Source organism: Streptomyces sp. NBC_00076, assembly GCF_045041235.1.
Classification (GTDB): domain Bacteria; phylum Actinomycetota; class Actinomycetes; order Streptomycetales; family Streptomycetaceae; genus Streptomyces.
Map to the genome: position 1 here is coordinate 4,431,459 of NZ_CP108242.1, position 12,711 is coordinate 4,444,169.

General features: G+C 72.4%; 8 protein-coding genes. 3 read left to right on the forward strand and 5 right to left on the reverse strand.

Annotation, left to right across the window (positions count from 1 at the left end):
* Positions 1 to 128: 128 nt before the first annotated feature.
* Positions 129 to 1,586 carry a DUF2079 domain-containing protein gene (locus OHA64_RS19985; protein WP_405614867.1) on the forward strand — a complete coding sequence of 486 codons (1,458 nt, stop codon included), beginning with the start codon at positions 129 to 131 and terminating at the stop codon, positions 1,584 to 1,586.
* Between the two features lie 143 nt (positions 1,587 to 1,729).
* On the opposite strand, the gene OHA64_RS19990 is transcribed toward OHA64_RS19985, so the two are convergent.
* Positions 1,730 to 4,294, reverse strand: a complete 2,565-nt coding sequence (locus OHA64_RS19990) for an ABC transporter permease (RefSeq protein WP_405614869.1) — start codon at positions 4,292 to 4,294, stop codon at positions 1,730 to 1,732.
* Positions 4,291 to 5,079 carry an ABC transporter ATP-binding protein gene (locus tag OHA64_RS19995; RefSeq protein ID WP_405614871.1) on the reverse strand — a complete coding sequence of 263 codons (789 nt, stop codon included), beginning with the start codon at positions 5,077 to 5,079 and terminating at the stop codon, positions 4,291 to 4,293. The genes OHA64_RS19990 and OHA64_RS19995 overlap by 4 nt, the downstream gene beginning before the upstream one ends.
* Positions 5,080 to 5,502: 423 nt before the next feature.
* Here OHA64_RS19995 and OHA64_RS20000 point away from each other — a divergent pair, with 423 nt between their 5' ends.
* Entirely contained in the window at positions 5,503 to 6,996 is a 1,494-nt protein-coding gene (locus tag OHA64_RS20000) for an MFS transporter (protein WP_405614873.1), read from the forward strand.
* Positions 6,997 to 7,057: 61 nt separating this feature from the next.
* Here the strand turns inward: OHA64_RS20000 and OHA64_RS20005 are convergent, their stop codons facing one another.
* On the reverse strand, positions 7,058 to 8,236 hold the full coding sequence (locus OHA64_RS20005) for an alpha/beta hydrolase family protein (protein ID WP_405614875.1): 1,179 nt from the start codon (positions 8,234 to 8,236) through the stop codon (positions 7,058 to 7,060).
* 201 nt (positions 8,237 to 8,437) lie between these two features.
* On the opposite strand from OHA64_RS20005, the gene OHA64_RS20010 reads away from it, so the two are divergent.
* The gene (locus OHA64_RS20010; protein WP_405614877.1) at positions 8,438 to 8,926 is read left to right on the forward strand and encodes a GNAT family N-acetyltransferase; all 489 of its coding nucleotides are present in this window, start codon (positions 8,438 to 8,440) and stop codon (positions 8,924 to 8,926) included.
* Positions 8,927 to 9,005: 79 nt separating this feature from the next.
* Here the strand turns inward: OHA64_RS20010 and OHA64_RS20015 are convergent, their stop codons facing one another.
* Entirely contained in the window at positions 9,006 to 9,893 is an 888-nt protein-coding gene (locus OHA64_RS20015; RefSeq protein WP_405614879.1) for a cellulose-binding protein, read from the reverse strand.
* A 213-nt stretch (positions 9,894 to 10,106) separates the two neighbouring features.
* Entirely contained in the window at positions 10,107 to 12,710 is a 2,604-nt protein-coding gene (locus tag OHA64_RS20020) for an SUKH-4 family immunity protein (RefSeq protein ID WP_405624032.1), read from the reverse strand.
* Between the last annotated feature and the right edge of the window lies 1 nt (position 12,711).

A 12,711-nucleotide genomic window follows, 5' to 3' on the forward strand; every position in this document is an offset into this window, starting at 1 on the left:
TCACTTACGCCCAGTAACCTGCGGCCGTCCCCCCTTCCCTACCGTTCCCGCCCGTTCCTGCACGTTCCTGTCCGTTCCTGCACGTCGCCCGCCAACGGATCCGCCCGCCCCGATTCATGAGGCCCACCATGCCGGCTCCCGCCCTCCCGTCGACGCCCACGAACCCCCTCATACCGGCGCCGGTCACGCACCCCCCGCGTGACCGGCTCGTTCCTCCCGCCCGGTGGGATCCATGGCTGTTGGCCGGGGCGCTCTTCCTCGCCTACGCGGCGCTGTCCCTCGGCCGGTACCGGCACATGGCCAGCCGATCCTGGGACCTCGGGATCTTCGAGCAGGCGATACGGGCGTACGCGCACCTGCGGACGCCGGTGGCGGATCTCAAGGGGCCGGGGTTCGACATCCTGGGGGACCACTTCAGCCCGGTGACGGCGCTGCTCGCCCCGGTCTACCGGGTCTTCCCCTCCCCCGTGACCCTCCTCGTGGCGCAGGCCGCCCTGTTCGCGGTGTCCGCGGTGCCGGTCACGCGGGCGGCCGAGGCGCTGTTGGGGCGGCGGCGAGGGCTCGCGCTCGGGGTGGCGTACGGGCTGTCCTGGGGCCTTCAGCGGGCGGTCGACTTCGACTTCCACGAGATCTGCTTCGCGGTCCCGCTGATCGCCTACTCCCTGGAGTCCGTGCTCGCCGGACGGTGGCGGCGCGCCCTGTGCTGGGCGCTTCCGCTCGTCCTGGTGAAGGAGGACCTGGGGATGACGCTGGCCGCGATCGCCGTGGTGGTCGCGATACGCGCCCGGCGTACCTCCTCGCGGACCGCGTGGTACGCGCTCGCGGTCGCCGTCCTCGGGGTGGCCGCCACCGTCGTCACGCTCACCCTGGTCATACCGGCCTTCAACACCACGGGGTCGTACGGCTACTGGGACAAGGTCGGCGGCTCGGGCGGCGGCCCCTTCGACGGCTGGGACACGAAACTCCGTACGCTCGCCTGGCTGCTGGTCCCCACCAGCGGACTGCTCGCCCTGCGGTCCCCGCTCGTCCTGGTCGCCCTGCCGACGCTCGGCTGGCGGTTCCTCTCCTCCGGCTCGAGCTACTGGGGCACGGACTGGCACTACAGCGCCGTCCTCATGCCGGTCGCCACCCTCGCACTCGCCGACGCCCTGACCGTCGTACGGCACAGCCCGCGTCCCCGGCTTCGGTCGTACGCCCTGCACCTGCCCACCGCCGTCGTCGCGGCCTCGCTGGCGCTGACCACCAGCCTGCCGTTGTCCGCGCTGACCGAGCCGGACACCTACGGCAAGCCGGCCAGGGTGAAGGCCGTCGAGCGGATGCTGGCGCGGATCCCGGACGGGGCGAGCGTGGAGGCGAACATCGGTCCGATCAGCCGGCTCACCTCGCGGTGCCGGGTGTTCTGGCTCGGCAACACCCGCGGGATCGCCCCCGACTTCATCGCCGTGGACAACAACAGGAAGTGGCTGTCCGACACCGAGGCATACGCCCGGCAGCTGCACCCCCACGCCACCTACACCGTCGAGGACGTCACCCACGGCTACGTCCTGATGAAGCGGGAGACCCCAGGCGGGCCCCCCGGGCCGTGACCGCCGGACCGCGAACATCCCACCGCGGACGCCCACATGCGAACACCCGACCGTGAACGTGTCGTCGAGCCCGGTGCCGGAGGCAGCAACCTCCCACACCGGGCCCGACGTTCCCCGTTCCCCCGCTCCCCCGTCCGCGGTGGCTATTCGGTCGCGATCGCGTTCAGTACGTTCATCCGGCCCGCCCGGAACGCCGGGACCAGGGCGGCGAACAGGCCCACGAAGGCGGATCCGATGAAGACGCCGATGATCGTCGGCCAGGGGATCTCAAGGACGTTCAGACCCTCCAGGGCGAGCAGCTTCTGCGCGGTCGCGCCCCAGCCCATGCCCAGGCCGAGGCCCAGCAGGGCGCCGAAGAGGGCGATCACCACCGACTCCATGCGGATCATGCGGCGCAGTTGGCGGCGGGAGAGGCCGATGGCGCGCATCAGGCCGATCTCCCTCGTCCGCTCGACCACCGACAGCGCCAGGGTGTTCACCACACCCAGGATCGCCACGATGATCGCCAGGGCGAGCAGGCCGTAGACCATGTTCAGGAGCTGGCCGATCTGATCCTTCAGTTCCTGCTTGTAGTCGGTCTGGTCGCGGACCTGGTACTGCGGGTAGTCGTGCATGGACTTCTTCAGCGCCGTGTACGCCTGCTCCGCCTGACCGGTCTCGGCCTTGGCGAACATGATCGTGTTGGGCGGGATCTGGGCTGCCGGGACGTACGTCCGCATCGTGTCGATGCTGATGTAGCGCGCGCCCTGGTCGATGGCGGTGTCGTCGTCCGTGATGGCCGCGACCTTGAGCTTCGCCGTCTCGCCGCCCTTGAAGGCGACGGAGATGCTGTCGCCGACGTGGACGCCGTGCTTGGCGGCGTAGTCGGAACCGACCGACATGGCGTTCTTCCCGTAGGCGGCGGAGAGGCTGCCGGCCGTGGTCGGGCGGCGCAGGTCCTGCGCGTACGTCGGGTCGGCGGCCGTCACTCCGGAGTCGTCGGTCTTGCCGTCGGGCGAGGTCAGGGTGGCGTTGAGTTCCTTGTAGCGGGTGACGTGGGCGAGGCCCGGGGTGTCCTGCATGGCCTTCTCGGCCTGCGGGACGATCCGCTGGTTGCCCTGGACGATGAAGTCCGCGCCGACCGACTTGTCGAGTTCGCTGGTGGCCGAGGCGACCATGGAGGAGCCGACGACCGACAGGCAGGCCACCAGGGCCAGGCCGATCATCAGGGCCGCGCCGGTGGCGCCGGTGCGGCGCGGGTTGCGCAGGGCGTTGCGCTCGGCCAGCCGGCCGACCGGGCCGAAGGCCCGCAGCAGCACCGCGCTGATCGCCCGGACGACACCGCCGGCCAGCAGCGGGCCGATGACGACGAACCCGATCAGGGACAGCACCACACCGCCGCCCAGCATCAGCGCGCCGTCGCTCGCCTTGTCGGCGCCCGCCGCCATGAACAGGGCCGCGGCACCGGCGGCCGTCAGCACCAGCCCGATGATGCCGCGTACCAGACCGGCCCTGCCGTCGGCCGGCGTGCCGGCGTCGCGCAGCGCGGCCATCGGGGAGACCTTGCCGGCGCGGCGGGCCGGCAGATAGGCGGCGAGGACGGTGACGACGACGCCCAGGATCACACCGGCGACCGGGGTGGTCGCCTTCACGGTCAGGTCGTCGGTGGAGAGGTTCATGCCGGCCGCGGACATCAGCTTCATCAGGCCGATGGCGATGCCGACTCCGGCGCCCACGCCCAGGATGGAGCCGACGACACCGAGCAGCAGCGCCTCGACCAGGACCGAGCGGTTGACCTGCTTGCGGGAGGAGCCGATCGCCCGCATCAGGCCGATCTCCCGGGTGCGCTGGGCAACCAGCATGGAGAAGGTGTTGATGATCAGGAAGATGCCGACCAGGAACGCGATCCCGGCGAAGCCGAGCATGGCGTACTTGATGACGTTCATGAACGAGTCGATGCCCTGGCGGTTCTCGTCGGCGTTCTCCTTGGCCGTCTGGATCTTGTACGTGCCGTCCAGGGCCTGGGTGACGTGCTGCTTGAGCTGTGCGTCGGCGACGCCGGACGCGGCGTTCACGTAGATCTGGGTGAACCGGCCGGTGGCGCCGAGGAGTTCGCGCTGGGCGGTGGCCGTGTCGAAGTAGACGACGGCGGCACCGGGGTTGGTCACCTTGAAGGTGGCGATGCCGACGATCTTCGCCTTGAAGTCACCGGTCTGCGCGATGGTGCGCAGTTCGTCGCCCATCGTGAGGTCGTGCTTGTCGGCGGTGTCGGCGTCGACCATCACCTCGGTCGGGCCCCGCGGGGCGTGTCCGGAGGTGATCTCCATCGCCCGCGCGTCGCTCTTGGTCCAGTTGCCCGCGATCGTCGGGGCGCCGCTGGTGGACCCCATGTTGTCGTTGTCGCGGTCGACGACGGTCACGTTCATCGAACTGACCGCGCCCTCGGCCGACTTGACGCCGTCCGCCTTCTCCACCCGCGCCAGCAGGGAGGCCGGCAGGGACTCGGGCTTGCCGTTCTGCGGGGTGTCGTCGCTCTTGGCCGCCTTGGGGGAGACCGTGACGTCGGACGCGGTCGTCGCGAAGAGCTTGTCGAACGTCGTGTTCATCGTGTCCGTGAACACGAGCGTGCCGCAGACGAAGGCGACCGACAGCAGGACCGCCACCGCCGACAGGGCCATGCGTCCCTTGTGCGCGAAGAAGTTGCGCATCGAGGTCTTCAGGACGGTCATGACGTACGCCCCCGGGCGTCGAAGTCCTTCATGCGGTCCAGGACGGCGTCCGCGGTCGGCTTGTACATCTCGTCGACGATCCGGCCGTCGGCGAGGTACAGCACCCGGTCCGCGTAGGAGGCGGCCACCGGGTCGTGCGTGACCATGACGATGGTCTGGCCGAGTTCGTCGACGGAGCGGCGCAGGAAGCCCAGGACCTCGGCGCCGGCGCGCGAGTCGAGGTTTCCGGTGGGCTCGTCCCCGAAGATGATCTCGGGCTGGGCGGCCAGGGCCCGGGCCACGGCCACCCGCTGCTGCTGGCCGCCGGAGAGCTGCGTGGGCCGGTGCTTGAGCCGGTCGGAGAGTCCGACGGTGTCGACGACCCGCCCCAGCCAGGCCCGGTCCGGCTTGCGGCCCGCGATGTCCATGGGCAGCGTGATGTTCTCCAGGGCGTTCAGCGTGGGCAGCAGGTTGAACGCCTGGAAGATGAACCCGATCCGGTCCCGGCGCAGTTGGGTGAGCTTCTTGTCCTTCAGGCCGGTGATCTCGGTGTCGTCCAGGTAGATCTGTCCGGACGTGACGGTGTCGAGACCGGCGAGGCAGTGCATCAGGGTGGACTTGCCGGACCCCGAGGGGCCCATGATGGCGGTGAACTGGCCGCTGGCGATGTCCACGTCGACGTGGTCGAGCGCGACGACACGGGTCTCTCCGGAGCCGTAGGCCTTCACGACCTGCCGCGCCCGCGCGGCAACGGCCGTACGCCCTCCAGTGCCCCCGTGCCTGGGAATGGTTACAGCCGATGTCACGGTATGTCTCCTATGTCGGTCAATCTCAGTCAAGTCGGTGCGTGGAGCGTGGGAAGAAGTGCTTGACGTCGAAGAGTCTGGTCCCCGGAGGGGGTCCGGCGCGCTGGTGCTCAGCGCAGTCTTCTACTGAGGAAAACCCCACCCCCACCGGTGTGGCGAACCGCCCCCCAGCGGCATAAAGCCAGATTAAGGACCGCACCGTGCCGGCTCATCCTCCGGCGGTACGAACCCTCCCCGAGCCGTAGTACGGAGGTACCCCTAGGGGCCCTCCACCGCGGGGTGGAGCTGTTCTCAGGGTCGGCTCCACCCTCCGGCTCACTCAGGCTCCACCCTGCCGTGGCGTGAGGGTCAAGCCCTCCCTCGATGCACGGGCGGGATGGGAAGCTGTCCCACGGCAGATAGATGCAGGGGGAAGGAATCCGCGTGGGCGATACGAGACCGGCGATACGCGAAGCCGGGCGGGGCACCGTACCCGACCGGCGTGGTGCGGTCGTCGCCGCCCTGATGCTGGCGATGGCGCTGGCCGCCCTCGACTCCACCATCGTCTCCACGGCCGTACCGCAGATCGTCGGCGACCTCGGCGGCTTCTCGGTGTTCTCCTGGCTGTTCTCCGGCTATCTGCTCGCCGTGACGGTGACCCTGCCGGTGTACGGCAAGCTCTCCGACACCTTCGGCCGCAAACCGGTGCTGGTCGCGGGCGCGGTCCTCTTCCTACTGGGCTCCCTGCTGTGCGCGCTGGCCTGGAACATGGGCGCGCTGATCGCGTTCCGGATCGTGCAGGGGCTGGGCGGCGGTGCGCTCCAGGGCACGGTGCAGACGCTCGCCGCCGACCTGTACCCCCTGAAGGAACGCCCGAAGATCCAGTCCAAGCTGTCCACGGTGTGGGCGGTGTCGGCGGTCGCGGGGCCCGGCGTGGGCGGGGTACTGGCGGCGTACGCGGACTGGCGCTGGATCTTCCTGGTGAACCTGCCGATCGGGGCGGTCGCGCTGTGGCTGGTCGTCCGGTACCTGCACGAGCCGGAGCGGGAGGCGCGGGCCCGCGCGCGGGTCGACTGGGCGGGCGCGCTGGCGGTGTTCGCGTGCGGCGGGGTGCTGCTGACCGCCCTGGTGCAGGGCGGGGTGGCGTGGCCGTGGCTGTCGTGGCCCTCGCTCACCCTGTTCGGGGCGGGACTGGCGCTGGCCGGGCTGGTCGTCGTCATCGAACGCCGGGCCGCCGAGCCGATCATCCCCGGGTGGGTGTGGCGCCGCCGGACGATCGCCGCGGTCAACCTCGCCCTCGGCGCGCTGGGCCTGCTGATGGTGGCGCCGGCCGTGTTCCTGCCGACGTACGCGCAGTCGGTGCTGGGACTGGCGCCGGTGGCCGCCGGGTTCGTGCTGTCCGTGTGGACGCTGAGCTGGCCCGTCTCGGCCGCCCTCAGCCAGCACGTGTACCGGCGTATCGGCTTCCGCAACACGGCGATGCTGGGCATCGGCACGGCGACGCTGATCCTGTTCGCGTTCCCCTTCCTGCCGTATCCCGGCGAGGCCTGGCAGCCGGCCCTGCTGATGCTGCTGCTCGGCGGCGCGCTCGGCCTCTTCCAGCTTCCGCTGCTGGTGGGCGTCCAGTCGACGGTCGGCTGGGCGGAACGCGGCACGACGACGGCGTCCGTCCTGTTCTGCCGGCAGACCGGCCAGACGGTCGGCGCGGCGCTGTTCGGCGCGGTCGCCAACGGCGTGCTCGCGGCGCGGCTCGGCGGCGCGGGGGACCTGGACTCGGTGACGCGCGCCCTGGACGCGGACACCGCGCCCGAGGCCACCCGCCGGGCCATCGCGGACGCGGTGCACGCCGTCTACCTGGGCGCGTCCTGCGCGGCGGCGACGGCGTTCCTGGTGCTGCTGTTCCTGGCGCCGCGCAGGTTCCCGGTGCTCAAGGACTGACGCTCAAGGGCTGACCCTCCAGGACGGACACCCCCGGACGGACGCTCAGTGAGTGACGCCCTCAGGGCAGCCGTACGGAGACCTCGGGGCTGTCCGGTGACGGTCCGTCCAGCACCGGCTGGGCGATGCCCTTGAGATGCTGGTCGAAGAAGGCGGCGAGGTACGCGCGCGTGAGGGCCTCCCCTCGCTCGAAGGGAAGCGACGCGGTGTCGGGGATGCCGGCCAGCTCGGCGAGCAGGGGGACGTCGGTGAAGGAGCCGTGGTCGGCTCCGGCCACCGTCAGCCAGCGCTTCCAGCCGTCCAGGCGGTCCCAGCCCTCGTGCCAGGTCTTGTCGCCGGTCCTGTCCTTCGCCCCGAACATCAGGAAGGGACGGCCGTCGAGGCCGGTGTCGGGAACGGGCGCGAACATGCCGCCGTCCATGTTCGCGCCGGCCCGCACGCGCGAGTCGGCGGCCATGGTCGCGACGGCGGAGGCGCCCCCGATGGAGTGTCCGGCCATGCCGATCCGCCGCGGGTCGATCATGCGGGCGTACCGCCAGGCAGGATGACGGCCGGTCAGCCGGTCGAGCACGAAGGAGACGTCCACGGCCCGGCTCTCGGCGACGGTCCCGAGGTCGACCTCGGTCTGCTCGTCGCAGATGGCGCAGGGCAGGGTCGTGCCGTCGGGCAGGGTCGTCCCCGCGTTCTCGTACGGATGGTCGACCAGCGCGACGACGTACCCCCGGCTCGCCAGGTCCTCGGCCAGACCGGTGAGCGTGGCCCGCGGGAACGTGAACCCGGGAGAGAGCACCAGGAGCGGGAACCGGCCGCCCCGGGGCCGCGCGTCGGTGTGCGACCAGGTGCGGACACCGCTGATCACCTCGGGCGGGACGGCGGCGTCCGGAGCCCTCAGCCGCAGCAGGAAGCGGGCCTCGTCGGTGGTCATGTACGGCGCTGTCGGGCCACTTGTACCGGGCTGGGCCGGGTAGTACATCGACACCATCAACTGCCGCGCGCCGGCGGCGGGCACCCAGGGGTCGGGGCGGTCGGTGTCCACGAGGTGGAGCGTGCCGCGACCGACGGGGTACGGGCCGGTGGGGCGCGGGAGTTGGGCGGACGCGGAGACGGACGCCGAGACGGACGTGGTGGCGGAGGCCGGTGAGTTCGCGGTGGTCGCGGAGGCGGCACCGGCGATCGGCAGGGTCAGGGTGAGCGCGAGCACGGCCGTCGCGGCCGTGGCTAAGCGGCGTGATCTGGTCATACCCAGGACGGTAGGCCGCGGGACACGTGCCTGACGTCACCCCGCGGTCCCATGACCACGGGGTCCCGTAGTCCTACGGGACCCTTACCTCAGAGTTACGACCGAGCGCCCCCGTCCTTCCGTGGCCGCATGCCGGCCCTGACCCGGGAGCCCGCTTCGGAAACCCACGACACCCACCCGCGCCGTGCCTACGCTGACCCCATGCCGAACCTGGAGCGCCTGCGGGCCGATCACGCGGACGCGCTGCTCGCCTTCGAGCGGGCCAACCGCGCCTACTTCGCACGGTCCATCCCGGACCGCGGGGACGCGTACTTCGAGGAGTTCGCCGCCCGCCTCGAGGACCGCCTCGCCGAACAGGACGCCGGGCTCTGCCACTTCCACGTCCTGGTGAACGAGGAGGGCGAGCTGGTCGGCCGGGTCAACCTGGTGGACGTGGCGGCCGGATCCGCCGAACTCGGCTACCACATAGGCGAGTTGACGGCGGGGCGTGGTGTCGCGACGGCGGCGGTCCGGGACCTGTGCCGGCTGGCCGGGACGACGTACGGCCTCGTCTCCCTCACCGCGATGGCCACCCTCGACAACCCGGCGTCGCGCACCGTCCTGGAGCGCAACGGCTTCACCGAGACCGGGTCCGTCACCCTCAACGGCCGCCCGGGCGTCCGCTACCGGCGCACCCGACTCATCGACTGACCACCGACCCGCAAAGCTCCGTACCGGCGCACCACGGAGCACCGGACGACGAATGAGCCCCCCCCCCACCCCAGCACCATCACTCCAGCGCAGCCCGCCCCGTGAGCGCCGTCAGGCTGTTCCGTACGTGATCCATCTGCGTCCGCAGTTCGTCCCACCGGTCGCCGTGATCGCGCAGCACCTGTTCCGTCTCCCGGGCGATCCGCTCCTCCAGCACCCGCGCCTCCGCGATCACCTCGGTCGCCCGCGCCTGCGCCTCCTCCGGCAGTCTGCGCGCCAACAACTCCGCGTCGGTGTACGCCTGCTTCGCCTCGGACATCGCGGCCTCGGCCCGCACCCCCCGCTCCGCGACCCCGGCATTCAGGGCGGCCAGTCGCTCCGCCGCCTCCCGCTCGGCGTCGGCCCACCGCTGGGCGTGCACCTTCTCCTGTTCGGCGAGCATCCCGGCGGTGCGCTGCCGCAGCTCCCGCACCTCGGACAGCGCCTCCGCACGCTCCTCCTTCACTTCACGCCGGGCACCGACCCAGATCTCGTCGGCCTCGGCGCGCGCCGCCAACAGCCGTTGCCGGGCGCGCTCCTCGGCCTCCGCGCGTACGGCGTCGGCGTGCGCCTGAGCGGCCTCGCGCACGCCCTCCACCCGCGCCCGCGCCTCCTCCATCAGGCGCCGCGCTTCCTGCCGCGCGCCCTCCCGCAGCACCGCGGCCTCCGTCTGCCCGAGCTCGAAGAGCCGCCGCGCGTTCTCGCCGAGCGTCTCGTAAGTCTGCGGGGCCAGCGCCGACACGGCCTCCCGCAGCTCCGCCGCCTCCGCCTCCATCTGCTTGGCGAGCACGGTCAGCCGGGCGGCGCGTTCCCAGGCGGCGTCCCGGTCCCGGGAGAGGGCACCGGCGTACGCGTCGACCTGTTCGGGACGGTAGCCGCGCCCTCGTCCGGCCACGAACCCCCGCGCCGACACCGATGCGCTGCTCATCCTGGAACCCCTCTCCACCGAACGGATGCAACATGATGATTTTGCGCACATCTTGATATATCTGACGTAAGTGTTCATAACGCGACACTCCGAGTGCGGGTTACGGTCGCACACGCACACACGGGCAACAAGCGCGCACGCAAAAGGGCCGGGCCCGATCACTCGACCGGGCCCGGCCCTCTGCACGACGCGGATCGCGTCAGCGCGGACGCGTCACAGCAGTCCGTCCCACATCTGCTCCAGCAGCACCGACCACCAACTCTCCGGCGAACCGAGCGCCGCCGGATCGAGAGCGGCCAACTGGGCCTGGAAGTCCACGCTCCACCGGCCCGCCTGCTCCTGGTTCAGCCCGAACCTGAGCCGCCACATCCGCCCCAGCAGCGAGAGGCACCGCTGGAACTCCGGCAGCCCCGTGTTCACGAACTGCGGCGGTACGGGAGCACCGCCCGGCCCCGCCTCCACGGGCACCGCCACGATGTTCGCCGTGCCGTACTGCACGCAGATCGCCTTGCCGAAGTCGCTGCCCATGACGAGGTACGAACCCGCGTCCGAGGAGGGCTGCACCCCGCGCTCGGCCGCCAACTCCGCCAGCGTCGGCACCGGCCGCCCCGGCTGGGCCTGCGCCCAGAAGAACGGCCCCATGTCGGTCGGCAGCCCCGCGACCACCAGCGAGTGCGCCACGACCGGCGGCACGCCCTGCCGGGACACCGCGGCCTGCTCGAACCGGAACAACCCCGGTCCGAACGCGCCCGCCAACTCCTGCGCCACGCCCTCCGGCGGAATCGGCGGCGCCGGCTGAACCTGCGGCAGCGGTGCGCGGATCGGAGCGGGGCGGGCGGGGCCGTCGGCCACCTGGTGCAACTCGCCCTGGTGCACGATCAGTTGGCGCATGCCCTGTTGCCGGCTCGCGTGATCCGTGCCGTACGGGGCGATGCTCGCGAGCCGTGCCTGCGGCCACTGCTCTCGGATCATCCGCGCGCAGTACGCACCCGGCAGCTCGCACGACTCCAACTCCGTGTGCAGCTCCAGCACCTGGTCCGGCGGCACGTTCATGGCCCGCAGCTCGTGGAAGATCTGCCACTCCGGGTGCGGTGTCCCCGGCGCCGAACGCCGGATCAGCTGCTGCTCGGAACCGTCCTGCGCGCGGTACCGCAGGACGGCCTGATACCCGGGCCCGACCGTCGGCTGCCCCTGCTGCGGATAGCCGTACGACGGCTGCCCGGCCCCCGGCGGGGGCGGCGGCATCGCACCGGGCGGAGGCGGAGGCATGGCACCCGGCGGAGGCGGAGGCATGGCGCCGGGAGGCATTCCGCCAGGCGGCGGCATCGCGCCGGGAGGCATCGGCTGGGGCGCTCCGGGCGGTGCGACGGGGGCGCCGCCCGGAGCCATACCGGGAGCACCGGGAGCACCGGGAGCCTGTGGCGGCGGGGGTGTGCCGGGGGCGCCCACCGGAGGCCCGGACAGTACGGTCTCCGCGTGGTGCACAGCCCCTCGCGGGCCCCCGGAAGAGCCCTGTGGGGCCGCAGCACCAGGAGCACCCGGGGCCCCCGGATGCTGGGGCGCGCCAGGAGCGGCGCCCGGCATCCCCGGAGCGCCGGGCGGATGAGGCGCCCCAGGGGCACCCGGAGGGGTCGGCGCGCCCGCGCCGGGGCCCATCCCGCTCGGGTCGGCAAGCATCGTGGCGGCATGGTGGACACCGCCCGGGGGCGTCCCACCGGGCGCCCCCGGAGCGCCGGGCGGCTGCGGAGCACCGGGCGGGTTGGGAGTACCGGGCGGGTTGGGAGCACCGGGCGGATTCGGCGGGCCGGGAGCCCTGGGCGCGTCCGGAGCGGGGGGTGCGGGGGGAGCCCCCGGCCCTGCGGCGGGACCTCCAGGCCCGTCGGGACCGAGCGCCGACACCATCTGCGTAGGCACATACCCGCCCGCCGCAGGACCCGGCGCACCCGGCGTACCCGCAGGTCGCGCACCCGGCGTACCCGGGGCGCCCGGCGGAGGCGGCGGGTTCGCGCCCCCACTGCGCGCACGCCGCATCGGAGGCTCGGCCTTGCTCGTCGCGGCGTCGGCGATGTCCCCGGCGTTCGGCGCGAGCGACGGTCCCGGAGCGGCCGCACCCGGTGCGGGAGGCTGCGGTGCGCCGCCTCCGGCCCCCTGCGGATACCCGTACGAGGACCCATTCGGCGCAGGCGCAGGCGGAGCAGGCGGCACGGAGCCCGCCGAAGGAACCCCAGGCGGCGGAGTACCAGGCACCCCAGCACCACCAGGCCCCTGCGGATAGCCGTACGAGGACCCACCCGGCGCGGGCGCAGGCGGCGGTGCGGCACCGGCACCGGCACCGGCAGCACCCGAAGGTGGCGCACCCGGAGTCCCCGCCCCCGACGCGTTCGAGTCGTGCACCGCCGGGCCGACCGCCGTACTCGGGAGTTGGCTGCCACCCGACATCAGCGCCGTCTTGGCGTCCGGCGGCGCCGCGGGCGGCTGCGCCTCGTCGTCGGAACCGCTCAGCGGCGGCGCGAACACCGTCGCCGGCAGCGGTACCGAACGGTCCTCGCCGACCCCGTTCGTGTCCGTCCCGGCCCACGGTGTCGCCCCGGGCGGCGCACCCGGCGCCCCGGAGGACCCACCGGAAGCACCAGAAGATGCCGCGGCCGCGGCACCCACGCCCCCAGGCCCCGCCTGAGTCTCCGGAAGCGCCCCCGAACCACCGACCGAAGCCGAACCGGAAGCCGCCCCCGAACCGGAAGCAGACCCCGAAGCAGGCCCCGCCTCCGCACCCGCCGCCGAAGGAGAAGCCGCCCCTCGCCGATCCGGAATACCCAGC

Bases quoted from the DNA above. Each gene is read 5' to 3' on its own strand.
- OHA64_RS19985 (WP_405614867.1), top strand. From the start codon at position 129: ATGCCGGCTCCCGCCCTCCCGTCGACGCCCACGAACCCCCTCATACCG.
- OHA64_RS19990 (WP_405614869.1), bottom strand. From the start codon at position 4,294: ATGACCGTCCTGAAGACCTCGATGCGCAACTTCTTCGCGCACAAGGGA.
- OHA64_RS20005 (WP_405614875.1), bottom strand. From the start codon at position 8,236: ATGACCAGATCACGCCGCTTAGCCACGGCCGCGACGGCCGTGCTCGCG.
- OHA64_RS20010 (WP_405614877.1), top strand. From the start codon at position 8,438: ATGCCGAACCTGGAGCGCCTGCGGGCCGATCACGCGGACGCGCTGCTC.
- OHA64_RS20015 (WP_405614879.1), bottom strand. From the start codon at position 9,893: ATGAGCAGCGCATCGGTGTCGGCGCGGGGGTTCGTGGCCGGACGAGGG.